22 protein-coding genes are annotated in these 22801 nt (G+C 70.4%); 8 read left to right on the forward strand and 14 right to left on the reverse strand.

Annotation, left to right across the window (positions count from 1 at the left end):
* Positions 1-32: 32 nt before the first annotated feature.
* The 6 genes from ACIBF5_RS14960 to ACIBF5_RS14985 all read right to left on the reverse strand — a co-directional run bounded on the left by ACIBF5_RS14960 (position 33) and on the right by ACIBF5_RS14985 (position 5831).
* A complete protein-coding gene (locus ACIBF5_RS14960) occupies positions 33-938 on the reverse strand; it encodes a lysophospholipid acyltransferase family protein (RefSeq protein WP_396811800.1) in 906 nt (301 codons plus the stop codon).
* A complete protein-coding gene (locus tag ACIBF5_RS14965; RefSeq protein ID WP_396811801.1) occupies positions 935-2038 on the reverse strand; it encodes an NAD-dependent epimerase/dehydratase family protein in 1104 nt (367 codons plus the stop codon). Before ACIBF5_RS14965 ends, ACIBF5_RS14960 begins: the two co-directional genes overlap by 4 nt.
* A gap of 123 nt (positions 2039-2161) precedes the next feature.
* Entirely contained in the window at positions 2162-2263 is a 102-nt protein-coding gene (locus ACIBF5_RS14970; protein ID WP_020520584.1) for a 30S ribosomal protein bS22, read from the reverse strand.
* 250 nt (positions 2264-2513) lie between these two features.
* Positions 2514-2726 carry a helix-turn-helix domain-containing protein gene (locus ACIBF5_RS14975; protein ID WP_121157347.1) on the reverse strand — a complete coding sequence of 71 codons (213 nt, stop codon included), beginning with the start codon at positions 2724-2726 and terminating at the stop codon, positions 2514-2516.
* Positions 2727-3406: 680 nt separating this feature from the next.
* Entirely contained in the window at positions 3407-4732 is a 1326-nt protein-coding gene (locus ACIBF5_RS14980; RefSeq protein ID WP_396811804.1) for a hypothetical protein, read from the reverse strand.
* 181 nt (positions 4733-4913) lie between these two features.
* Positions 4914-5831: a proline dehydrogenase family protein gene (locus ACIBF5_RS14985; protein WP_396811806.1), complete on the reverse strand. Its 918-nt coding sequence runs from the start codon at positions 5829-5831 to the stop codon at positions 4914-4916.
* A gap of 372 nt (positions 5832-6203) precedes the next feature.
* Between ACIBF5_RS14985 and ACIBF5_RS14990 the strand changes: the two genes are divergently transcribed.
* Entirely contained in the window at positions 6204-6809 is a 606-nt protein-coding gene (locus ACIBF5_RS14990; RefSeq protein ID WP_396811808.1) for a CGNR zinc finger domain-containing protein, read from the forward strand.
* 33 nt (positions 6810-6842) lie between these two features.
* Here ACIBF5_RS14990 and ACIBF5_RS14995 read toward each other — a convergent pair whose 3' ends face one another.
* Together ACIBF5_RS14995 and ACIBF5_RS15000 are read right to left on the reverse strand one after the other, a co-directional pair.
* Entirely contained in the window at positions 6843-7643 is an 801-nt protein-coding gene (locus ACIBF5_RS14995) for a sugar phosphate isomerase/epimerase family protein (RefSeq protein WP_396811810.1), read from the reverse strand.
* Between the two features lie 84 nt (positions 7644-7727).
* Complete coding sequence (locus tag ACIBF5_RS15000) at positions 7728-8672, reverse strand: Ppx/GppA phosphatase family protein (protein WP_396811812.1); 945 nt, start codon at positions 8670-8672, stop codon at positions 7728-7730.
* Positions 8673-8805: 133 nt separating this feature from the next.
* Between ACIBF5_RS15000 and ACIBF5_RS15005 the strand changes: the two genes are divergently transcribed.
* A complete protein-coding gene (locus ACIBF5_RS15005; protein WP_396812090.1) occupies positions 8806-9663 on the forward strand; it encodes a hypothetical protein in 858 nt (285 codons plus the stop codon).
* A 174-nt stretch (positions 9664-9837) separates the two neighbouring features.
* On the forward strand, positions 9838-11076 hold the full coding sequence (locus ACIBF5_RS15010; protein WP_396811814.1) for an MFS transporter: 1239 nt from the start codon (positions 9838-9840) through the stop codon (positions 11074-11076).
* Positions 11077-11129: 53 nt separating this feature from the next.
* On the opposite strand, the gene ACIBF5_RS15015 is transcribed toward ACIBF5_RS15010, so the two are convergent.
* Both ACIBF5_RS15015 and ACIBF5_RS15020 read right to left on the reverse strand, forming a co-directional pair.
* Positions 11130-11813, reverse strand: a complete 684-nt coding sequence (locus ACIBF5_RS15015; RefSeq protein ID WP_396811816.1) for a response regulator — start codon at positions 11811-11813, stop codon at positions 11130-11132.
* A 31-nt stretch (positions 11814-11844) separates the two neighbouring features.
* Positions 11845-13131, reverse strand: coding sequence for a sensor histidine kinase (locus ACIBF5_RS15020; RefSeq protein ID WP_396811818.1), 1287 nt, complete (start codon positions 13129-13131; stop codon positions 11845-11847).
* Positions 13132-13350: 219 nt separating this feature from the next.
* Here ACIBF5_RS15020 and phoU point away from each other — a divergent pair, with 219 nt between their 5' ends.
* Positions 13351-14016 carry a phosphate signaling complex protein PhoU gene (gene phoU / locus ACIBF5_RS15025; RefSeq protein WP_396811820.1) on the forward strand — a complete coding sequence of 222 codons (666 nt, stop codon included), beginning with the start codon at positions 13351-13353 and terminating at the stop codon, positions 14014-14016.
* 112 nt (positions 14017-14128) lie between these two features.
* Here the strand turns inward: phoU and ACIBF5_RS15030 are convergent, their stop codons facing one another.
* Positions 14129-14887, reverse strand: coding sequence for a phosphoglyceromutase (locus tag ACIBF5_RS15030; protein WP_396812093.1), 759 nt, complete (start codon positions 14885-14887; stop codon positions 14129-14131).
* Between the two features lie 139 nt (positions 14888-15026).
* Between ACIBF5_RS15030 and ACIBF5_RS15035 the strand changes: the two genes are divergently transcribed.
* On the forward strand, positions 15027-16310 hold the full coding sequence (locus tag ACIBF5_RS15035) for an MDR family MFS transporter (RefSeq protein WP_396811822.1): 1284 nt from the start codon (positions 15027-15029) through the stop codon (positions 16308-16310).
* A gap of 77 nt (positions 16311-16387) precedes the next feature.
* Positions 16388-17716, forward strand: coding sequence for an MFS transporter (locus tag ACIBF5_RS15040; protein WP_396811824.1), 1329 nt, complete (start codon positions 16388-16390; stop codon positions 17714-17716).
* A 310-nt stretch (positions 17717-18026) separates the two neighbouring features.
* Here the strand turns inward: ACIBF5_RS15040 and ACIBF5_RS15045 are convergent, their stop codons facing one another.
* From ACIBF5_RS15045 to mshA, 3 genes are all read right to left on the reverse strand, one after another.
* On the reverse strand, positions 18027-18902 hold the full coding sequence (locus ACIBF5_RS15045) for a hypothetical protein (protein WP_396811826.1): 876 nt from the start codon (positions 18900-18902) through the stop codon (positions 18027-18029).
* An 84-nt stretch (positions 18903-18986) separates the two neighbouring features.
* On the reverse strand, positions 18987-19520 hold the full coding sequence (locus ACIBF5_RS15050) for a YbjN domain-containing protein (protein ID WP_396811828.1): 534 nt from the start codon (positions 19518-19520) through the stop codon (positions 18987-18989).
* A gap of 36 nt (positions 19521-19556) precedes the next feature.
* A complete protein-coding gene (gene mshA / locus ACIBF5_RS15055; protein ID WP_396811830.1) occupies positions 19557-20945 on the reverse strand; it encodes a D-inositol-3-phosphate glycosyltransferase in 1389 nt (462 codons plus the stop codon).
* A 209-nt stretch (positions 20946-21154) separates the two neighbouring features.
* Here mshA and ACIBF5_RS15060 point away from each other — a divergent pair, with 209 nt between their 5' ends.
* Both ACIBF5_RS15060 and ACIBF5_RS15065 read left to right on the forward strand, forming a co-directional pair.
* Positions 21155-21919 (forward strand): SDR family NAD(P)-dependent oxidoreductase, encoded by a 765-nt coding sequence (locus ACIBF5_RS15060; RefSeq protein WP_396811832.1) that lies wholly within the window; start codon positions 21155-21157, stop codon positions 21917-21919.
* Positions 21920-21953: 34 nt separating this feature from the next.
* A complete protein-coding gene (locus ACIBF5_RS15065; RefSeq protein ID WP_396811834.1) occupies positions 21954-22748 on the forward strand; it encodes a class I SAM-dependent methyltransferase in 795 nt (264 codons plus the stop codon).
* The last annotated feature ends 53 nt before the right edge of the window (positions 22749-22801 follow it).

Consider the following 22801-nt stretch of genomic DNA (forward strand, 5'->3'; position numbering starts at 1 on the left):
CCGCCGAACCCCTACTCCGGTGCCGGGGTCGGTCAGGGTCCGAACGGGTCGGGTCGGCGTTCCAGTAGCTGGTGCAGGGTCTGCTGGATGGTCTCGCGTACCTGGTCGGCCAGGTTGAACACGACCAGCGGGTCGTCCGCCTGGTCGGCCATGCCCTCGGTCGAGATCGGTGGGCAGAACTCGATCAACCACTTGCTCGGCAGCGGCACCATGCCGAGTGGGCCAAGCCACGGGAAGGTCGGCGTCACCGGGAAGTACGGCAGTTTGAGCAGCCGGGCCAATGGCTTGATGTCGGCGAGCATGGGGTACGTCTCCTCGGCGCCGACGATCGCCACCGGAATGATCGGGGTGCCGGTACGCAGCGCCGCCGAGACGAATCCGCCCCGACCGAACCGTTGCAGCTTGTAGCGGTCGGCGTAGAGCTTGCCGACGCCCTTGAAGCCCTCGGGGAAGACGCCGACCAGTTCGCCCCGACCCATCAGCCGCTCGGCGTCGGGGTTGCATGCCATCGTGCCGCCGGTCTTGCGGGCGAGTTCGGAGACGACCGGCATCCGGAACACGATGTCGGCGCCGAGCAGGCGCAGGTAGCGACGGGCCGGGTGGTGGTCGTGCAGGACCGCGGAGAGGATCAACGCGTCCAGCGCGACTGTTCCGGAGTGGTTGCCGACGACCAGGCCGGCGCCGGTGGCGGGCAGGTTCTCCACTCCGGTGACCTCGGTGCGGAACCATTCCCGGTAGAGCTGACGCAGCAGCGGATGGATGACCCGGTCGGTCAGCTCGGGGTCGAAGCCGAAGTCGTCGATCTCGTACTGGCCGGCGAGACGGCGTCGGAGGAAGGCGAGCCCGGACGCGACGCGCCGATCCCACACGTCGCCCGGCTGGTCGGTGACCGCCGCGCCGATCGGCTCCGGCGCGGGCGTCCGCCCGTTCTCACTCATCTACGCTCGCCCAGTGGTCGCTGCTCCGCGGTGGGGTTGGCCACCGCGGCGCGAACCTGACGGATCCCGTCGAGGATCGCCTGTTCGGCGACGGCGAGCTGCTCGGCGCGGACCACGGTACGGTCGGTGTGGCCGCTGATGAAGTCGTCGAACGCCGCCGCCGTGGAACGCGGGGTGAAGCCGTATTCCGTGGTCAGGCGGGTGGTGTCGACGACCCGGCCGTGCACGAAGAGGTCGACCTGGTCCAGGCCGTAGCGCCCGAAACCGAGGGTACGGGCGATCCCGGCGGCGCCGGAGAGGCCGGGTTCCAGCACCGGTACGGCGACCCGCCCGGATCTCCGGATCGCCTGCGACAGCGCGAGCACCCCCGGCCCGGCGACGTTGTACGTGCCGCCGTGTTCCTCGGTCACCGAGCGGTAGAGCACTTCGAGGGCGTCCTCGATGTGCAGGAACTGCAACCGGGGATCCCGGCCGAGCACGGTCGGCACGACCCGCTGGGCGAAGTAGCGGGTGAGGGTGGTGTCGGCGGTGGAGCCGATGAACGGGGCGAAGCGCAGCACGGTCGCGGTGACGTCGGGGCGACGCCGCCGGAAGCCGCGTACGTAGCCCTCGATGTCGAGGATGTCGCGGGCGAATCCGCCACGAGGCACCGCGTGCGGCTCGGTCTCCTCCGTGAAGACGGCCGGGTCGCGGAACGACGCCCCGTACGCGGCCGTGGAGGAGCGGACCACCAGCCGACGCAGCCGGGGCGCCCGCTGGCAGGCGGCGAGGAGCTGCATGGTGCCGATGACGTTCTGTTCCTTCATCGCCGCCCGCCCGCCGTGTTGCTGGTCGGGAGCCGTCACCAGGGCGAGGTGGACCACCGAGTCGGCGCCCAGTTCGTCGATGACGGTGCCGACCGAGGCCGTGTCGGCGTGTACCCGTTCGACCTGGTCGAGCAGGGGGGCCAGTTCGGCGGACGGGTCGGCGGTGTCGAGCCCGACCACCCGCTCGATCCGTGGATCGGCGGCGAGGCGGGCCGCGACGTGGGCGCCGAGGTAGCGGCTGACGCCGGTCACGACGACAACCCCCGGTGCACCTGCGGTGCGGCCGGGGGTCATCCCATGCTCCTCGTCAGCGGATTCGGGCGCTGACGCCCAGACCACCGCGACCGTGTCACGGGTGCCTCCGAGGGTCGACGGGTGGCAAGTGGTGCCATTGGCCGGGCCGTGGCCCGGCCACGGTCACTTGCCGAGCTTGCGACGCTGGACGCGGGTCTTGCGCAGCAGCTTGCGGTGCTTCTTCTTAGCCATGCGCTTGCGGCGCTTCTTGACCACCGAGCCCATACGACAGCCCTTCCGATACAACGTGCGGGTCGGTCCGGGAGCCATCGTGGGATGTCTCCGGAAACCGAGCTGGACAACGGACCGGATCCGGCCGGTGGGTGTTGGACGCACCAAGGTGGGATCACGGTCGCGGTCCAGGGTAGCCGTCGCCCCTGCACAGGACCAACGCGGCCCCATGTACACCCGTCACGGCGCCGGCCAGGACCACCCCGGCCTGCGTCGGCAGGACGCCGACGGGGGTCTGGGTGGGTCAGGCCGTTTCCTGGAACGCCCCGCGCAGATACTCGTGCACCGCGTGCTCAGGCACCCGGAACGACCGGCCGACCCGCACTGCGGTGAGTTCACCGGAGTGCACGAGTCGGTAGACGGTCATCTTCGAAACCCGCATCAGCGTCGCCACCTCGGCGACGGTCAGGAACCTGACCTCCGACAGCCGAGCGTCGGACTGTGGTGATCCCGTCATGGCCCACCGACCCATCCCATTCCCCGGCGCGCGCCCCCGGGCAGGCTGCTCCCGCGCCACGGTGGGCAACGCGCGTGTTACCAGTACGGTAGCGGGACGGCTGTGACCTGCGCGATCCCTTCACGCTGTTGATCATATGTCGTCAAGCTGCCACACCGCCCCGAGCAGGCATTTTCCACTCGGTAGGGGACAGAAAGCCGACGCCAGCACGACAAACGGCGGGTATCGGGACGCTCACTCGGCGCACAGGGCGACCACCGGATCGGACCGGCTGGCCCACCCACTGGTCGAGAGCACCGGTCGCCGAAGGTCGTCGCGGCCACGGTAGGGCCGACCGCCGCCACCCGACGCGGCCGGTCCACATTGGAGGCGTTGTCCCCGGGCCGAGCCGGTCCAGGGCGGGGACGGGGCGGGCGAAGGCGCCCGGTGGCTCCGGCGGCGCCACCGGAGCCACCGGACGGGTGCCCCGACTCGCTTCCGGACGCGAACCGGGGCTCCGCGCTGGGAGCGGCGTTCACTATCTCAGGTGCCGCGGCGGCTCTCGGCGGCACCGGGGAGTCCGTGGCGATCAACCCATCCCGGATGATGACCCCGACCGCTCGGTGTCCAGCCCTCGATCAACGCAGGGACGGGGTACGTCCGGTCCGTGCCACCGACCAGAGCCGTTGCCCCGGATCCGCTCAGCGGGCGGTACGCAGGTACGCCACACACTCCTCGTGCAGGGTGCTCCACTCCACCCCGAACACGTCACGGCTCGCGTCGGCCTCCGCACGACCGTCGTGCACCACCTCTTTGAAGAAGGCGAGCAGCCGTTCCTCGCTGAACCGGTCGGCGAGGTAGCGAGCGGCCAGGTAACCGACGCCGTAGCTCCCCGAGACGCGCCAGTCCTCCGAACTCGTGGCCGGCTCAAGCGATTCCAGTCTGCCGTTCCAGCCGCCCGAGCGGACGCCGAGCAGCCGCACCACATCCGGCAGCCGCTCGTACTCGTTGACCGGGCGACCGCCGGTCCCGGCGTACTCGGCGATTCCCTCGACCAGCCACCAGTTCTCGGTGCCGGCGTGGCCCCGTTCGGGTAGCGAGGCCGCGTGGGTCATCTCGTGCCGGAGCAGGTCATCGATGGCGGTCCGGTGCAGCCCGTCGGAGTTGAGCACCACGTCGAACCGGCCCCCGCCGATGCCGACCGCGTAGCCGCCGGTCCAGACCGGGCGACCGCCGCCGTACCAGCGCTCCCACTCGGGCTTGAGGGCGTAGAAGATCCGGTAGACGTCCGGTGGCGAGCCGTCCACCGCGTACCGGTCGGCGACCGTGGCCGCCTGTTCTGCCGTCTTGAGCAGGTCCGGCAGCAGGCTACGTACGCTCTGGGGCACCGCGACCACGGTCCGGGCGCCGACCGCCACCGCGAGGTCGGTGACCTCCCACGGCCGGGGCCCCTCCACTCCGGACATCGACGGCTCGACGGCGACCAGGCGCGGCTGCGGGCCGTTGCCGGCCCACCGGGTCCCGATCGTCACCGGCCCGGTACGGCACCCGGGCACCACGAAGCAGTGTCCGACGGTGACCAGCACCCGCCACTCGCTCGTGTTGTTGGTCATCTGGGCCGGTGGGCCGTTGCGCGACGGCTCCCAGGCGGCCACCTTCATCGCCCGGAGCACGTTGAACTGCCGCTTCAGGTCGGCCGCGGCCGGGGAGGCCGGGTCAGCCACCGCGAGAAAGCCCTGCTCGTCGCCGCGGAGCAGGGCCTGCGCCTGCTGCTCCAGCAACACGTCGATCCGCTCACCCAGCCAGGCCGCGGTCACCTCGACCGGGTCGCCCGCCACCGGGCTGCGCGCCGGGGTGGCGCTGGCGACCGCGCCGGGCAGCCCCACCATGTCGGGCGTACGGGCGATCAGCACCGCCACCAGACTCGCCGGTACCCCGCAGAAGAGCAGCACCCCGACCACACCGAGCGCCACCCACACCGGCCATCGCCATCGTCGTACCGGCCGCGTGTCCACCCCGTCGATCATCCACGCGAGAGTACGACATGCACCTGTACGTCAGGCGCCCGCGTAGCCGCCATACGTCGATCGCCCGTACCCGATTCGGGCCATGCGCAGCTCAGCACCCAGCCCGAACCAACCACCACCACCAACAACCCGGCCCCAGTCAGCCCGACCACCGACTACCGCGCCCACCTATCCGAATAAATCAATTCCTGGAGATCAGCGCGCGGGCGAAGAAGACCAGGTTCGCCGGACGCTCGGCGAGTCGGCGCATCAGGTAGCCGTACCAGTCGCTGCCGTACGGCAGGTAGGTCCGGACCGTGTGACCCTCGCCCGCCAACCGGGCCTGCTCCTCCGGCCGGACGCCGTAGAGCATCTGGAACTCGAACTCGTCCGGCGACCGGTCGAACCAGCGGGCCCGGTCCTGGCCGATCGCGATCAGCCGGGGATCGTGGGTCGCGAGCATCGGGTAACCGGCTCCGGAGAGCAGGATGTTGAGGCAGCGCACGTACGACTTGTCGACGTCCCGCGCCGACTGGTACGCCACCGACTCCGGCTCCTTGTAGGCGCCCTTGCAGAGCCGTACCCGTGACCCGGCGGTGGCCAGCTCCCGGCAGTCCGCCTCGGTCCGCCGCAGGTACGCCTGGAGCACCGCGCCGGTCGACGGGAAGTCCTTGCGCAGCCGCGCCAGGATGTCCAGCGTCGAGTCGGTGGTGGTGTGGTCCTCCATGTCGAGGGTGACCGTGGTGCCAGCCGCTGCCGCCGCGGTGCAGATCGCCCGTACGTTGTCGTAGGCGAGCTTCTCGTCGAACTTCTGGCCGAGGGCGGAGAGTTTGACGCTGACCTCCGCGCCCGAGGTCAGGTCTGCCCCGGCGAGCACGGTCAGCAGGGTGAGGTACTCCTCCCGGACGGCGGTGGCCTGCTCCGGGGTCACGGTGTCCTCGCCGAGGTAGTCGAGGGTTACCGTCAGACCACTGCCGACGAGTTCGCGGGTGGCACGAAGCGCATCGTCCGTGGTGGTGCCGGCGACGAACCGGCGTACGACGTCCCGGGTGAACGGGGCCGTTTCGACGAGCCGCTCGACCCGGGATGACCGGGAGGCGGCGAGGATGACCGAACGCATGCTGGGAGCGTAACGTCCGTCGGCGTACCCGAGCCGGGCAGCGGGCAGGTCGGGGCACCCGCCCGACCGAAGTGATCATGGAAATGATCGCCTCGGTCGACCCGTCGACCACCTCCCCTCCCCCGCCATGGAAGTTGCGACCATGGCGGAAGACGCCGCTCACAGCGTTGTGGGAATTTTCCTGGACCACCCATACCCGATGCCGGCATTTCTCGATTCACCGCTTCGGATGACGAAGTCTGCCGCCCAGTCGCCGCTTCGCCACAGGTCGGTCAATCACAAAGTGAAAGCACTTATCAGCGGCGCGTACGCCCGTTGCTCACTCACTACGGGGACGCGCCACTACGGCCCCCAATCGTCTACGGTTGTCGGGTGAACTTCGACGCGTACGCCCGGACCGGAGTTGACCTTGTCAACGCGCGGCTGGACGACCTCGACGACCTGAAGGCGCTCTTCGCCGACGAAAACCTCTGGATGCGCGATGAGGTGGCCGAACGCGACTTGGTGATATTCCGCCGCGCGCAGAAGCGTCTCCGAGACGTCTTCGAATTTGGCACCTCCGGCCGCGACGTGGACGCCGTCGCCGAACTCAACTCACTACTGGAAACTTTTCCCGTTCAGCCACGCATTTCCGGTCACGGATCCAGCGACTGGCACATGCACGTGAGCAGCCGCGGCGCCTCGGTGAGCGCGGAGTATCTGGCTGGTGCGGTGTGGGGGCTCTCGGTCTGGCTTTGCGAGTACGGCAGCGCACGCTTCGGCGTCTGTGCCGACGACCGTTGCGGCAACGTCTACCTGGACACCTCGTCCAACTGCTGCCGCCGGTTCTGTTCGGAACGGTGCGCCACCCGCTCGCACGTCGCCGCCCACCGGGCCCGTAAGCGGGCTGCGGTGGAGGAGGCGGTCCAGGCTTCGGCCGTGCCGAAGCCGAGCGTGCCGAAGGCAAGCCTGCCCGCCCAGGCACTCACCAAGGTCTGAGCGGACCGACGGACCGCGTCACCGTGCCCGCCCTCAGCTCTTGAGGGTGGGTGCGGTAGCGAGGTGGGCACGGGCGAAGGCCAGGGCCGCGCCGAGGTCCGCCTCCCGGCCGGCGCGGCTTTTCGCGCCCCGGGTCGACACCTCCACCGCGATCGCGCCGGTGAAGCCACGACCGGAGAGCGATGCCAGCAGCTCCGCGCAGGGCTGGGTGCCGCGACCGGGAACGAGATGCTCGTCGCGCCCCTCTCCGGTGCCGTCACCGAGGTGGACGTGTGCGAGCTTCCTGCCCATCTGGTCGGCCATGTCGATCGAGTCCGTGTGGGACGCGGCGCAGTGCGACAGATCCAGGGTGTACGCGTCGTAACCGGTCTCCGTCGGGTTCCAGCTCGGCGCGTACGGGACGAAGTGCCGGCCGGCCATCCTGACCGGGTACATGTTCTCCACCGCGACGCGTACGCCCGGGTGCTGCTCGGCCAGCTCGGCGAGGAGCGGAGTGAAGGTGCGCGCGTACTCACGCTGCCAGGTGAAGGGCGGGTGTACGACCACCGTGGGGGCGTCGAGTGTCTCGGCCAGCTCGACCGCGCGCCGCAGACGCTGGGACGGGTCGTTGCTCCAGACCCGTTGGGTGACGAGCAGGCAGGGGGCGTGCACCGACAGCACCGGCACGCCGTAGTGCTCCGCCAGCCCACGCAGCGCCCCGGCGTCCTGGCTCACCGCGTCGGTCCAGACCATCACCTCGACACCGTCGTAGCCGAGCGCCGCGGCCAGTTCGAAGGCCGCCGCCGTCGGCTCGGGAAAGACCGAGGAACTGGACAGCAGCACAGGGGGGGTCACGGTTGTCAGCCTAGCTCTCGGCTACGAAACCGCCACCGACAAGATGGGCTAAATCATCCGAATCCCCAGCTCAGCGGGGTGCGCTCAGGCCGGTTCGAGCTGGTCCAGACGGCGCAGAATGACTCCCTCGCGCAGGGCCCAGGGGCAGATGTCCAGCGACTCGATGCCGAGCCGACGCATGACCGACTCGGCCACCATCGCGCCCGCCAGCAACTGGTGGGCCCGGCTGCTGCTCACTCCCTCAAGCTCGGAGAGCTTGCTCGGCGGAATGTGCCGGATGAAACCGATGATCTGCCGTAACCCGTTCTGGGAGAGACTGCGCCGGACCCACAGCCCCGCGCTGGAGGGGGCCGCCCCGGCCAGCCGGGCGAGCATCCGGAACGTCTTCGAGGTGGCCACCGGCCGCTCCCAGCGGGCCTGCCGCATCCGCTCCACCACCGGGTCGAGCAGGGACTCGATGTACTCCTGGAGTTCCCCGACGGCCTGGGCCGGTGGCGGCTCGGTGGTGCTGGCGTCGACCCTGAGCCGCTCCCGGGTCAGCCGTCCCGCCCCCAGCGGCAACGAGAGCGCGATGTCCGGGTCCTCGTCGATCCCGGCCGCCACCTCCAGTGAGCCACCGCCGATGTCGAGCACCAGCAGCCGCCCGGCGGACCAGCCGAACCAGCGCCGTACCGCGAGGAACGTTGCCCGCGCCTCGTCCGCCCCGGAGAGGACCTCCAGTTGTACGGCGGTCTCGGCCCTTACCCGCGCCAGCACGTGTGCCGCGTTGGTCGCGTCCCGGACCGCCGAGGTGGCGAAGGCGAGCAGGTCGTCGACGGCCAGCCGGGAGGCGGATGCCTTCGCCTCGGCAACGGACGCGACCAGGGCGTCCGCGCCGTTGTCGGTCAGTGCCCCGTTCCGCCCGATCTGCTCGGCCAGCCGCAGCACCGCCTTCTCCGAGTGCGCCGGCCACGGATGCGCGCCATGGTGGGCGTCCACCACGAGCAGGTGGACGGTGTTTGATCCCACGTCGAGCACTCCGAGCCGCATGGTCGAAACCCTAGACGCGGCGATCACCCGGTTTCGCCGGGGGCCGACGCAGCACGCCCGGAAAGGCAGGTATCCGGCCTGGTAGAACCGCCGGGCGTACGCTGACCGGGTGGCGCCTCGTACCCAACTCCGCGTGTTGGTCCAGGATCCGACCGATCCCCGTAGCCAGGAGGTCGATCTCGACTTCCCCCGGGAGTGGATCGAGTTCCTCGACCCGGCGGACGCCGAGCATCTCGTCCGTGCCGACCTGACCTGGCTGCTGTCCCGCTGGACCTGTGTCTTCGGCAAGGCGTGCCACGGCATCATCGCCGGCCGGGCCAGCGACGGCTGCTGCTCGCACGGCGCGTTCTTCACCGACGACGACGACGAGCAACGGGTGAAGGCGGCGGCCGGCCGGCTCACCCCCCAGACCTGGCAGCACTACCGGCGCGGCTTCAAGAAGTACACGGAGATGGACACCGTCGACGGCAAGACGCCGGCCCGGCGTACCGCGACCCAGGGCGACGAGGGCCCGTGTGTCTTCCTCAACGACGCCGACTTCGCCGGTGGCGGGGGCTGCGCCCTGCACGCCCAGGCGCTGCGCGACGGGGTGCACCCGCTGGAGTACAAGCCCGACGTCTGCTGGCAGTTGCCGGTCCGGCGGGACCAGGAGTGGAGCAAGCGGCCGGACGGCAGCAAGGTGCTGGTCTCCACGCTCAGTGAGTTCGACCGGCGCGGGTGGGGCGCGGGCGGCCACGATCTGGACTGGTGGTGCACGTCGTCGCCGGAGGCGCACGTCGGCCAGGAGGCGATGTACCTGTCGTACGAGGCGGAGCTGACCGCTTTGATCGGCGCGCCGGCGTACGCGAAGCTCGCCGAACTCTGCGCGGCCCGGCTCGCCGGTGGTCTGGTGGCGCCCCACCCGGCCAGCCCGGCGGCCCCGGAGCCTCCGCCCACCCGGCGGGTCAACGGCGGCAGCCGCAAGGTGACCGCCCCGACCATCGTCTCGTAGCGGCGCACCGGCCCGCCTGCCGGTCTCGCCTCAAGGGCTCTCCCACGTCCGTGCTCTCCCACGGCTCCGTGGTCTTCATGACAGTGGTTGGACTCTGGCAGACAGATCTGTCTACGGTGGGTCGGCCAGTCAGACAGACACGTCTGTTCGTCCGCCGCCGCGAGAGAAGTCCGCATGAACTCCCCGAGCGTCTCCCCGCCCGACCTCCAGGCGCCACCCAGGGCGGGCCGGCTACCGCACACGGTCGGGTTCTACCTGCTTGCCTCGATCGTGGTCGCCTTTCTCGCCGGGTCCAGCGCCCCGACCCCGCTTTACGCCATCTACCAGGCCGAATGGGGCTTCTCGCCGATCACCGTGACCCTGGTCTTCGGCGTGTACGCGCTGGCCGTACTCGCCGCGCTGCTCACCGTCGGCTCGCTCTCGGACCATGTCGGACGCCGCCCCGTGCTGATCACGGCGATCGCCGTACAGGCGGTGACCATGCTCACCTTCGCCGCCGCGGACGGCGTACCCGCGCTGATGGCCGCCCGGGTGCTCCAGGGCCTGTCGACCGGCGCCGCCGCCGGTGCGATCGGCGCCGGCATGCTCGACCTGAACCAGACCAAGGGCGCCATCACCAACGCGGTCGGCCCGCTGCTCGGTACGGCCACCGGCGCGCTCGGCTCCGGTCTGCTGGTCCAGTACCTGCCCGCCCCCGCCCACCTGGTCTACCTGGTGCTCTTCGGGATCTTCGTCCTACAGGGCGTCGGCGTGCTGCTGATGTCCGAATCGTCGTCGCCGCGCCCGGGAGCGCTCGCCTCGCTGCGTCTCCAGTTCGCGCTGCCACGGGTCGCCCGCCGCCCACTGCTGCTGGCCGCGCCGGCGCTCGCCGCCGCCTGGGCGCTCGCCGGCTTCTACGGCTCGCTCGGCCCCGCCGTGGTACGGCTGGTGGCCGGTTCCAACTCGTTCGTGCTCGGCGGACTGGCCCTGTTCACCCTCGCCGCGAGCGGCGGCGCGATGGTGCTGCTCCTGCGGGCCAGCGCTCCCCGTACGTTGATGTTCCTCGGCACGGCGGGACTCTTCGTCGGCGTGGGCGTCACCCTGCTCGCCATCGCGCACTCCTCGGAGCCGCTCTTCTTCGCGGGCACGGTGGTGGCCGGCGCCGGCTTCGGCGGCGGGTTCCAGGGCGCGATCCGCACCGTGGTCCCGTTGGCCAGTCCCCACGAGCGGGCCGGGGTGCTCTCGGTCATCTACGTGGTGTCGTACCTCGCCATGGGGCTGCCGGCCGTGGTCGCAGGCTTCCTGGTGGTGCATGCCGGCGGGGTGCTGACCACGGCCCGGGAGTACGGCATCGCCGTCATGGCCCTGGCCGCGCTGGCACTGCTCGGTCTGCTCCTGACCCGTCCCGCCGCCAGCCGGCCCGCCCCCGCGTAAACCGACACAGCCGTACCGCCCGGGTCGTACGGCCCGGGCGCAGCGGGAGCGGCCTACGGCTCGAACTTGTAGCCGAGACCGCGCACCGTGACGATGTAGCGGGGCGTGGAGGGCTCCGGCTCGACCTTGGAACGCAGCCGCTTGACGTGCACGTCGAGCGTCTTGGTGTCACCGACGTAGTCGGCACCCCAGACGCGGTCGATCAACTGCCCCCGGGTCAGCACCCGACCCGCGTTGCGCAGCAGCAGCTCCAGCAGCTCGAACTCCTTGAGCGGCAACTGCACCGCGGCGCCGTCCACGGTCACCACGTGCCGCTCGATGTCCATCCGGACCGGCCCGGCGGCCAGGGTGGGCGCGGCCAGGTCGACCGTCTCGCTGCTCTTGCGCCGCAACACCGCCCGGATCCGGGCGACCAGCTCACGCGGCGAGTACGGCTTGGTCACGTAGTCGTCGGCACCGATCTCCAGGCCGACCACCTTGTCGATCTCACTGTCCCGAGCGGTCACCATGATGATCGGTACGTGCGAGCGCTGACGCAGTTCGCGGCAGACCTCGGTACCGGACATCTCGGGCAGCATCAGGTCGAGGAGGACGATATCCGCGCCGGTGCGGTCGAATTCGGTAAGCGCCGAGAGCCCGGTCGGTGCGACCGAGACCTCGAAACCCTCTTTGCGCAGCATGTAGGAGAGGGCGTCGGAGAACGACTCCTCATCCTCGACCACGAGAACGCGGGCCAACGGAATTTCCTTTCCTCTGTCCGACCTGGGATTACTCGGCCGAACCAGTGTCGATCTCAATTGACGGGGGTAGCGGTAGGACGGCGTCCGGGGGACGGGCTGGCAGCCGCAGGGTGAACGTCGAGCCTCCACCAAGCGTGCTTGACACCTCGACCCTTCCGCCATGGTTGGTGGCGATGTGTTTGACGATCGCCAGGCCCAGACCGGTGCCCCCGGTCGCCCGCGAGCGGGCCTGGTCGGCCCGGTAGAAGCGCTCGAAGATCCGGTCGACCTCACTGGGCGCGATGCCGATGCCCTGGTCGGCGACGGAGATCTGGACATGGTCGTCGTCCGCCCGTGTGGTGACAGTCACCCGGGTCTCCTCGGCGGAGTACGCGATCGCGTTCTCGACCAGGTTGGCGACCGCCGTGGCCACCTGGCTGTCGCTGCCGTACACGGTCAGGTCGCGCTGGCCCTCCACCACGACCTCGACCTTGCGCGCGGAGGCCGTGGTGCGGGTCCGGTCGATCACCTCGGCGATCACCCAGTCCACCGCGACCGGCTCCGGTTCCGGCAGCGGCTCGGCACCCTGCAACCGGGTCAGTTCGAGCAGCTCGTTGACGAGCCGCCCGAGCCGGGTCGACTCGTGCTGGATCCGCTCGGCGAACCGTCGGGCCGCCACCACGTCCTCGGACGGCTCGACGCCACCGTTGTCGGCCGGCGGCTCGGTCGCGTCCAACAACGCCTCGGCGAGCAACTGCAACGCCCCGATCGGGGTCTTCAGCTCGTGGCTGACGTTGGCCACGAAGTCACGTCGCACCCGGGCCACTCGGTGCGCCTCGGTCACGTCGGCGGCCTCGATGGCCACGTACCCGTTGCCGATCCCCATCGCGCGCAGGTGCACGCCGAGCGGGTCATGTGCCCCGCCGTCGCGGCTGCGAGGCAGGTCGAGTTCGACCTCGCGCCGTACGCCGGTCCGACGCACCTGCCCGGCGAGGGTACGGATGATCGGGTGGGCCGCGACCGTACCCGGACCGGTTCCGGCACGGAGCAGGCCCATCGCCCGCGCGGCCGGATTGATCAGTACGGGCTCGTCGTTGGTGTCCAGGACCACCACACCGACCCGGAGCGAGTCGATGCTCTTACGTCCGAGCCCGGAAACTTCGTTCTGGTGCTTTGCGATCGCCGGCCTCCCGTCGGCTGGGGTGAGGTCGCCCCCGCCCGGGAGTCGTCGCTCGCGTTGCCCAGGCGCCCGCCGGATGGCGCGCACCAGCATCGAACCGATGGTCAGCCCGACCACCAGCCCACCGGCCACGCCGGCTACGACCCCCCATTCCACCCGGCGATCGTAGGGTCATTGTTATCCAAGCGACCCTACACAATAGGACAAATCAGGCGCTGACTTGGCAAAATTCATGCCTCAGCCTCGCGTCGTTCACCTACGTTCACCTACGGGCCGTCGCGGCGCCCTACCGTGAGCAGGCAACCTGCCCCAACCCCGTGCGGGTACGTCGGAGGCGGTGGCCCACCGGCGACCCACCGACCACAGGACGTGATCATGCGCGACGAGTTCCGGACCGATCTGCACATCGTCAGCCAGCTACTGGTGGACATGGCGGAAGCAGTCCGCGCGGCGATGAGCAAGGCGACCAAGGCGCTGCTCACCGCCGACCGGGCAGCCGCCGAGGCGGTGATCGCCCGCGACGCCGAGGTCGACACCATCTACCGGCAGGTGGAGGAGCGGGTCGCCAACCTGCTCGCCCGCCAGGCCCCGGTCGCCTCCGACCTGCGCGCGGTGATCACCGCACTGCACGTCGCGGCGGACCTCGAGCGGATGGGCGACCTCGCCGACCACGTCGCCAAGACGGCACTGCGCCGGCACCCGTCGCCAGCCGTACCGGCGGAGCTGCGCGGGGTCTTCACCGAGATGGCGGGCGTCGCCGACCGGATCGCGCGCAAGATCGGCGTGGTGCTCTCCAAGCCCGACGCCGACCTCGCGGCCGAGTTGGAGAGCGACGACGACGCCATGGACGACCTGCACCGCGACCTGTTCGCCATCCTGCTCAGCGACGACTGGCCGTACGGGGTCGAGACCGGCATCGACGGCGCACTGCTGGGCCGCTTCTACGAGCGCTACGCCGACCACGCGGTCAACGCCGGCGAGCGGGTGGTCTACCTGGTCACCGGCGAGTTCGCCGACGACCAGAGCATCGCCGGCAGCTAGTCCCGCCGCCCGTCGGACAACCGGCCGACCGCGCCCTGACGCACAGCCGGGTAGACGACATCAAGGGGCCCTCCCCACCGGAAACGGCAGGAAGGGCCCCTTGACCACGTCGTCAGCGGCCCTGGTTCGCGACGGCGGCGGCAGCCTCCTTGGCGGCCTCCGGGTCGAGGTAGGTCCCGCCCGAGGTGACCGGACGCAGCTGCGGGTCGAGGTCGTAGCGCAGCGGGATACCGGTCGGGATGTTGAGCTTGGCGATCGCCTCGTCGGAGATCTGGTCCAGGTGCTTGACCAGGGCCCGCAGCGAATTGCCGTGCGCGGCGACGAGCACGGTACGGCCGGCGAGCACGTCCGGCACGATCGAGTCGTACCAGTACGGAAGCATCCGTTCCACCACGTCCTTGAGGCACTCGGTGCGGGGCATCAGCTCCGGCGGCACCAGGGCGTAGCGCGGGTCTCCGGCCGGCGACCACTCGTCGTCGTCCGCGATCGGCGGCGGCGGAGTGTCGTACGACCGGCGCCAGAGCATGAACTGCTCCTCGCCGTACTCCGCCAGGGTCTGCTTCTTGTCCTTGCCCTGCAGCGCGCCGTAGTGCCGCTCGTTGAGCCGCCACGACCGGCGGACGGCGATCCAGTGCCGGTCGGCGGCGCTCAGCGCCAGCTCCGAGGTGCGGATGGCCCGGCGCAGCACGCTGGTGTGCACCACGTCGGGGAGCAGCCCGTGCTCCCGCAGCAGCTCGCCACCGCGGCGCGCCTCGCCCTCACCCTTCGCGGTCAGGTCCACGTCGACCCAGCCGGTGAAGAGGTTCTTGGCGTTCCAATCACTCTCGCCGTGCCGCAGCAGCACGAGGGTCCCAACTGTCATGCCCCACATCTTTCCGCAGGTCCGGTCAGGACGCGCCGGCACCCGCCGTGACGACCACCACGTGGAAACCAAGATGACCGCGAGTGACCGTGCCGACTAGGTTGTAAGGCATTGGCCCATCAGAGGTCATTACACATCGGGGGGCGACGTGAGGTCGGTACGGGGCTGGGTCAAAGACACCGCAGGTGGGTTACCCACCACTTTCTGGTACCTCTGGACCGGAACCCTGATCAACCGCCTCGGCTCCTTCATCCTGGTCTTCCTCGCCATCTACCTGACCACCGCGCGCGGCTTCTCGGCGGTCGAGGCGGGCCTGGTGATCGGCCTCTACGGGGCCGGCGGCACCGTCGGCACGCTCACCGGCGGCATCCTCGCCGACCGCTGGGGACGGCGACCCACGCTGCTCACCGCACACGTCGGCGCGGCCTCGATGATGCTGGCGCTCGGCTTCGCCCGCGGACTCTGGGTAATCGCGGCGGGTGCGCTGCTGCTCGGCATGTTCGCCGAGGCGGCCCGACCGGCGTTCGCCGCGATGATGGTCGACGTGGTGCCGGACCGGGACCGGTTGCGCGCCTTCTCACTGAACTACTGGGCGATCAACCTCGGCTTCGCCTGCGCCGCGATCCTGGCCGGGTTCGCCGCCCAGGTCAGCTACGAACTGCTCTTCCTGGTCGACGCGGCGGGCACGCTCACCACCGCCACCATCATCTTCCTCAAGGTCCGCGAGCCGCGCCGGACGTACGTCCCCCCGGTCCCGATCCCCGGCACCCGTACCCGCGCCGGCCTGCTCGACGTTCTGGGAGACCGCGTCTTCCTCGGCTTCGTGCTGATCAACGTCTTCACCGCGCTGGTCTTCCTCCAGCACATCTCGATGCTGCCGATCGCGATGGGCGCCGACGGTCTGGCACCCTCCACCTACGGCACCGTGATCGCACTCAACGGAATCCTGATCGTCGCCGGTCAACTCTTCGTGCCCCGGCTGATCCGCCAGCGGAGCCGGTCGCACGTACTGGCGCTGGCCGCCGTCATCACCGGAGTCGGGTTCGGACTGACCGCCTTCGCCGACGCGGCCTGGTTCTACGCGCTCACCGTGCTGACCTGGACCCTCGGCGAGATGCTCAACTCCCCGTCGAACTCGACCCTGATCGCCGAACTCTCCAAGCCCGGGATGCGCGGTCGCTACCAGGGGGTCTTCTCGCTCTCCTGGTCACTGGCCGGGTTCAGCGCACCGATCCTCGGCGGCCTGGTACGCGAGCATCTCGGCAATTCCACCCTCTGGCTCGGCTGCGCCGCGATCGGACTCGCGATCGCGGTCGCGCACCTGCTCTCAGGTCCGGCACGGGAACGTCGGGCGGCGGAACTCAAGCGGCTGGCCGACGAGGCCGCGTCGCGCCCGACCCCGACCCCACTCCCCGCTCCTCAGGCCGCCTGACGACCCGCTGCCACAGATCACTCCCCCGTTCCCGGGGGTGATCTGTGGCACGCTGGTGCGCGGGGCAGGGGCTTCCTATGATCAAACTGGAAAGAAACCTTGCAGAAAGAGGTACGTGGGTGCGCGGCTGGCTGCGCGAAACCGCCGGAGGACTCCCCGCCACCTACTGGTACCTCTGGACCGGGCTCCTGATCAACCGGGTCGGCGCGTTCGCGATGCTCTTCCTGTCGCTCTACCTGACCGGCAGTCGGGGTGCCAGCGAAGGTCTCGCCGGGTTGGTGGTCGGCGCGTACGGGGCCGGTGGTGCGATCGGGGTGCTGCTCGGCGGAGTGCTCGCCGACGGCTGGGGCCGACGCGCCACCCTGGTCTGGTCGCACCTGGCCGCGGCGGTCGGAATGCTCGTGCTCGCCTTCACCGACGACCTGGCCACCATCGCCGTCCTCGCCGCACTGATCGGCGTCATGCACTCGATGCCGGGGCCGGCGTTCGTCGCGGCGATCATCGACGTGGTGCCCGAGGAACGCCGGTCACGGGCGTTCAACCTCCAGTTCTGGGCGTTCAACCTGGGCATGGCCGCCGCCTCGTTCCTCGCCGGCCTGCTCGCCGAGACGAGTTTCCTGGCGCTCTTCCTGGTCGACGCGGGCGCCACCCTCGCCACCACCGTGCTGATCGCCTGGAAGGTGCCGGAGACACTGCGCCGCACCACCGACCGTCGCACCGCGCACAGCCGGGCCGTCGCCGGGGCCGCAGCGGCGCGAAGACCGGGACTGGTCACCGCACTGACCGACCGTACGTTCATGGTGTTCGTGGGGCTGACCTTCGTGCTGGCCGTGCTCACCACCCAGACCTCGACGATCATGCCGCTGGCCATGCGCGCGGACGGACTCAGCGCGACGTCGTACGGGATCGTGGTGGCGCTCGGCGGCGGGCTCATCGTGCTCGGGCAGCTCTTCGTGCCCCGGCTGATCGACGGTTACCGCAAGCACCTGGTCCTCTCCGCCTCGACCGCCCTGCTCGCCCTCGGCTTCGGGGCACTCGCCCTCGCCGACCACCTACCGGTCTACCTGGCCGCCTCGGTGGTGTGGACGGTCGGTTCGATGCTCGCCGCACCACCGAACGCCGAGATCAACGCGGAACTCGCCCCGGCCGTGCTCCGGGCCCGCTACCAGTCCGTCTTCTACCTGACGTTTCCCGCGGCGGCGTTCGTCGCACCCGCGCTGGGCGGGGTGAGTCTGCAGCACCTCGGCGACTGGCACTGGGTCATCGTGGGTGGTCTGGGCCTGGCGGCGGCACTCGGGCACCTGCTGGCCGGCCCGCCCCGCGAACGGCGGGTGGCGATACTCGCAACCAGTACGCCGCCCGCGGCGAACGCCGTCGTCAGCACCGCCGGAGCCGCTGGCGACTGAACGCGCACCGGCCGCACAACGATGGAAAAGTCGACCCGGCGGCGGCGGGCGACACTCACCCCCGTAAGCATCGCCCGCTCACACCGCCGGTCTCAGGTGGCGCCGTCCCCCAACGGCTTCGTGCCACCCGTCCCCCGGGCGCGCCCTGCTCGGTGCTCGGATCTGCTCAATCCTCGGTTCCGCCGAACCGTTCCAAGCGTCGCGCCCGCGATCACGGTAGTTTGCGCTCCGGAACCGGCACAAGCTGAGCGGCTGTCTCGCCGGTCACACGGAAGTGGATCACCATGCGCAAACCAATGTTCCGTACTGTTCAGCCGTCTTCCCGGTTCGGCGATTCCGGCTTGAAGAAGTTACTTTGCTTACCATCCGAACGCTGCTCCTGATAGATGAAATTCAACCGGCGCAGGTCGAACGTCTTGAACCACTGCTCCCAAGTGATCTGGCGCAAGCGGCCACCCTCGCGCCACCCCGGGAAATTGAACGTCAGTACGCCCGCCCGGCCCGCGCGCTCGGTCCCGGCAATCGTCGCCGGCTTCGCCTTACGGGCCCGCGCCCACCGCCGGATCACCTCGTGGCTCGTGGTGACCAGGCTCCGTCCCGGCCGCTCCGGCCGCTGGTCGGGCGAGGAGATCGGCTGGGCGTACTTCAACGACCGGGACATCGTCCGACCCATCCGGATTCCGTGGGCCGCCGCGTTCTTCGCCCGCTCGACGGTGCGGGCAGCCGTACTCGGCGCCGCCTTCGACGGCGACGCCCGCCGCTGCCGCGCCGCCGCGCTCACCTGCCCCGAAGCGGTCCTCTTCCGCGCCGACGACGTACTCTTCCGCGCGGCCGACGTGCTCTTCCGGGCCGATACGGTGCTGGTCCGGGCCGACGCGGTGCTCTTACGCGCCGCCGGACTGCTCTTACGGGCAGCCGCCCCGGTCCGCTTCGCCGGCCGGGTGCTCTTACGCGCCGAGCTACCGCCCGCCCGTCCCTCCGCCCGCAGCGCCCTCGCCAACCGCTGCACCAGATCGTCCTTACGCAACGCGGAGATGCCGGTGATGCCCCGCTTGCGGAGCTGGCCACGAATCTGGTCCGCAGTCAGCTGGGCGATGTCACTCGGACTACTGGTTCGGGCGCTGATCGTCCGGCTTCTGGTCGCGGTCGCGGTGCCGCCACGACTCGAACTGCTTCGTTGAGCCATGAGATTCTCACGCTCCCTGGACAGTCTGTCATCGGCATGCGGCGCGCGTCGCTGATCGTCCGTGCGCCACCGCTGCCATACCCGTCAGGGACGGTCCAAATCCGGGTCGGCGGATTTCGACGGCTCGAAGAGATGGGTGAACGCCGCGAGGTTCGCGACAGACTCGCCCCGTTTGATCCGCCACTCCCATTCGCGCCGAATCGACGTCCCGAAACCGATCTCCAACATGTTGTCGAAGGATTCGTCGGCGTAGCTCAGCACCGAACCGAGCAACCGATCCAGTTCCGTCTCCGAAACTCCGGCCAACCCCACCCGGCCGGTGAGGTACACGTCGCCAACGGCGTCGACGGAGAAAGCCACGCCGTACATCCGGGCATTGCGGCGCAGCAACCAGGCCCACAGCTCCTCGCGCCGCTCATCCGGCTGACGCATCACGAACGCCTCGATCCGAAGCGCGTGCTCACCCACGATCAGGTTGCAGACCGTCTTCAGCTTGTGCGTACCGGGAAGGGTCACCGCGTACGAAAACTCCCCGGTCGCCTCGCACGGAAGCTCACGCTCGGCGCAGACCGACTCGATCAACGCCCCGATCGCCGACCGGTCGTCCCACCCGGTCACCTCGGAAACCGCCCGGTCACCCCGCGAACCGCCCGGTCACCGGATGCCGACCGGCAGAACCGGGGCCGACAGCCCCTCGGCGTCACCCGGCAGTTCCGACGCCAACCTGCTCCGGTGCTCCACCATCGCCTCACGGTAGACCTCTAGCAGCCCGGCCGCCGTCCTGGTCCAGGAGAAGTTCTGCGCGTGCCGGACCGCCCCCTCGGCGAGCGCCGCCCGTCGACCGGGCGCCGCCAGCAGGCCGCTGAGCGTACGGGCCCAGTCGACCGGGTCATGCCCGTCGACCAGGATGCCACTGCGCCCATCCCGCACCGCCGTGACCAGTCCGCCGACCGCAGCTGCCACCACGGGCGTGCCGCATGCCTGGGCCTCCAACGCCACCAGACCGAACGACTCGGTGTACGACGGCACCGCGACCAGGTCCGCCGCCCGGTACAGCTCCGGCAGGTCGTCCCCGGTGCAGGGCGGCCGGAACACGATCGAATCACCGATCCCGAGCGAGGCGGCCAGCTCGATCAACGCGGTCGGCCGGTCCATGCCACTCCCGCTCGGGCCGCCCGCGATCACCACGGTCAACTGGTCGGCGATCAGCGGATCCCGCTCCCGCAGCGCGGCGACCGCGTGCAGCAGCACGTCAGGAGCCTTGAGCGGCTGGATCCGGCCGACGAACGCGACGACGTACCCGTACTCGGGCAGGCCCAACCGACGACGGGCGGCGAGCCGGTGCGCGGCGGCCGACCCGGCCGGTGCCGGCCGGAACCGTTCCAGGTCGACCCCGGGCTCGACCACCGCAACCCGGCGGGGGTCAGCGGCATAACGGGCGATCAGGTCCCGGGCCTCGACGGCGGTGTTCGCCACCATCCGGTCGGCCTCGGCCACCAACTGCTCCTCGCCGATCACCCGGGACTTCGGCTCGGGCCGGTCCCCCTCGGCCAACCGCGAGTTCTTCACCTTGGCCAGGGTGTGCGCGGTGTGCACCAGTGGCACCCCCCAGCGCTCCCTGGCCAGCCAGCCGACGTGCCCGGAGAGCCAGTAGTGCGAGTGGATCAGGTCGTAGTGACCCGGCGGGTGCGCCGCCTCAGCCCGCAGCACCCCGTTGGTGAAGCAACAGAGCTGGCCCGGCAGTTCCTCCTTGGCCAGCCCCTCGAAGGGACCGGCGGTGACATGCCGGACCAGCACCCCTGGCGCCATCTCGACCACCGGAGGCAGGTCACTCGCCGTCGCCCGGGTGAAGATCTCCACCTCGACACCCGCGTCAGCCAACCGCCGGGCCACCTCGACGATATAGACGTTCATGCCGCCCGCATCGCCGATACCGGGCTGGTGCAGCGGCGACGTGTGCACAGAAAGGGTGGCAATTCGGCTCGGCATCGGCCACGGCTGTGCGCCCCGCTGCCGCCCGACGCCCGTGTGGGATTCCGCCACGTCCACTCCTTCGATCAAGCTGACATACGGTCCGGCACATCCCGGGCGCCCCAGGACAACAACCGCCACGCTGATCGTCATCTTCCCGATCACGCCACAACCATTCATCCGGGTACCCGCATTGGTGACCGACCTCATCCGCCGGCCGACCCCGACGCACAGTGCCGCCCTCGGACCGGCAAGACCGGTCGATGGGAAACAATGCCCTGATGACACCTGTCGCGATCGTCACCGGCGCCTCCAGCGGAATCGGCGCGGCCACCGCCCGACGGCTCGCCGCCGAGGGCTTCCACGTCCTGGCCGCCGCCCGGCGGGCAGACCGGCTGACCGAACTGGTCGAGGAGATCGAGAAGAACGGCGGTACGGCCACCGCGGCAACCTGCGACATCACCTCCGACGAGTCGGTCGCAGCACTGGTGGCGACCGCGACCGAACTACCTGGTCCGGTCACCCTGCTGGTGAACAACGCCGGCGGCGCGATCGGGCTCGACCCGGTCGAGTCCGCCTCGATCGGCGACTGGCAATGGATGTACGACGTGAACGTGATCGGCACACTGCGGGTGACCCAGGCGGTACTCCCACTGCTCGACGCCTCCGGCGCCGGCACGGTGATCGTGGTCAGCTCCACCGCGGGGATCGACGTGTACGAAGGCGGCGGTGGCTACACCGCCGCCAAGCACGCGGAGACCGCGCTCACCCGTACCCTCCGGCTGGAACTGCTCGGTCGACCGATCCGGGTGATCGAGATCGACCCGGGCATGGTCCGTACCGAGGAGTTCTCCCTGCACCGCTTCGGCGGAGACGCCGAGCGGGCGGCGGCGGTCTACAACGGGGTGCCGGACCCGCTGGTCGCCGATGACGTCGCGGACTGCATCGCCTGGTGCGCCACCCGACCCCAGCACGTCAACGTGGACCGGCTGGTGGTCCGCCCACTGGCCCAGGCGGCCCAACACCGGGTGCACCGGGTGAGCTGATGTCCGCACCGGGCCGACACCGCCGGGTGCCCTGATGCCACCGCCGCGTCGACCGATCGGGGTGGTGACCCGGGGCACCACCAACCCGAACCGGCTACGTCGGGTGGACAACTGGATCGCGGCGAGCTGCGCGGGACCCCTGCGGGACGCGGCCGACCCGCTGGTCGTCGACCTCGGCTACGGCGCCACCCCGGTCACCGCCGTCGAACTCCGGGCCCGGCTCGCCGCCGCGGTCCGGCCGGACGTACGGGTGGTCGGACTGGAGATCGACCCGGTACGGGTGGCCGCCGCCGCCGACGCGGCCGACCCGCCCGGACTCACCTTCGCCCGGGGCGGCTTCGAGCTGGCCGGGCTCCGCCCGGTGCTGGTCCGGGTTTTCAACGTGCTCCGCCAGTACGACGAGGCACAGGTGCGGCAGGCATGGCGCACGATGGCCGACGCACTGGCCCCGGACGGGCTGATCGTCGAAGGCACCTGCGACGAGCTCGGACGGCTCGCCACCTGGCTGCTGCTGGACGCCACCGGTCAACCCCGGTCGCTCACCCTGGCGCCGAGGCTCGCCACCCTGGAGACCCCGGCGGCGCTGGCCGAGCGGCTACCGAAGGCGCTGATCCACCACAACGTGCCCGGCACCGGAGTGCACGGACTGCTCCGGGCGCTCGACGACGGGTGGCGCGACGCGGCCCCGTACGCCACCTTCGGTCCCCGCCAGCGTTGGCTCCGTACGGTCAGCGCGGTCCGGGACGCCGGCTGGCCGGTCCTGGACCGTCCCGCCCGCTGGCGCCTGGGCGAGATCACCGTCCCCTGGACCACCGTCGCCCCGGGGTAAGGAAGGGCCCCTTGTTATCGCTTTTTGTATAGGAAGGGGCCCTTCCTAACGCC

This window comes from Micromonospora sp. NPDC050417, assembly GCF_044458865.1.
Classification (GTDB): Bacteria; Actinomycetota; Actinomycetes; order Mycobacteriales; family Micromonosporaceae; genus Micromonospora_G.

Bases quoted from the DNA above. Each gene is read 5' to 3' on its own strand.
- ACIBF5_RS14960 (WP_396811800.1), bottom strand. From the start codon at position 938: ATGAGTGAGAACGGGCGGACGCCCGCGCCGGAGCCGATCGGCGCGGCG.
- ACIBF5_RS14965 (WP_396811801.1), bottom strand. From the start codon at position 2,038: ATGACCCCCGGCCGCACCGCAGGTGCACCGGGGGTTGTCGTCGTGACC.
- ACIBF5_RS14970 (WP_020520584.1), bottom strand. From the start codon at position 2,263: ATGGGCTCGGTGGTCAAGAAGCGCCGCAAGCGCATGGCTAAGAAGAAG.
- ACIBF5_RS14975 (WP_121157347.1), bottom strand. From the start codon at position 2,726: ATGACGGGATCACCACAGTCCGACGCTCGGCTGTCGGAGGTCAGGTTC.
- ACIBF5_RS14980 (WP_396811804.1), bottom strand. From the start codon at position 4,732: ATGATCGACGGGGTGGACACGCGGCCGGTACGACGATGGCGATGGCCG.
- ACIBF5_RS14985 (WP_396811806.1), bottom strand. From the start codon at position 5,831: ATGCGTTCGGTCATCCTCGCCGCCTCCCGGTCATCCCGGGTCGAGCGG.
- ACIBF5_RS15000 (WP_396811812.1), bottom strand. From the start codon at position 8,672: ATGCGGCTCGGAGTGCTCGACGTGGGATCAAACACCGTCCACCTGCTC.
- ACIBF5_RS15010 (WP_396811814.1), top strand. From the start codon at position 9,838: ATGAACTCCCCGAGCGTCTCCCCGCCCGACCTCCAGGCGCCACCCAGG.
- phoU (WP_396811820.1), top strand. From the start codon at position 13,351: ATGCGCGACGAGTTCCGGACCGATCTGCACATCGTCAGCCAGCTACTG.
- ACIBF5_RS15030 (WP_396812093.1), bottom strand. From the start codon at position 14,887: ATGTGGGGCATGACAGTTGGGACCCTCGTGCTGCTGCGGCACGGCGAG.
- ACIBF5_RS15040 (WP_396811824.1), top strand. From the start codon at position 16,388: ATGATCAAACTGGAAAGAAACCTTGCAGAAAGAGGTACGTGGGTGCGC.
- ACIBF5_RS15045 (WP_396811826.1), bottom strand. From the start codon at position 18,902: ATGGCTCAACGAAGCAGTTCGAGTCGTGGCGGCACCGCGACCGCGACC.
- ACIBF5_RS15060 (WP_396811832.1), top strand. From the start codon at position 21,155: ATGACACCTGTCGCGATCGTCACCGGCGCCTCCAGCGGAATCGGCGCG.
- ACIBF5_RS15065 (WP_396811834.1), top strand. From the start codon at position 21,954: ATGCCACCGCCGCGTCGACCGATCGGGGTGGTGACCCGGGGCACCACC.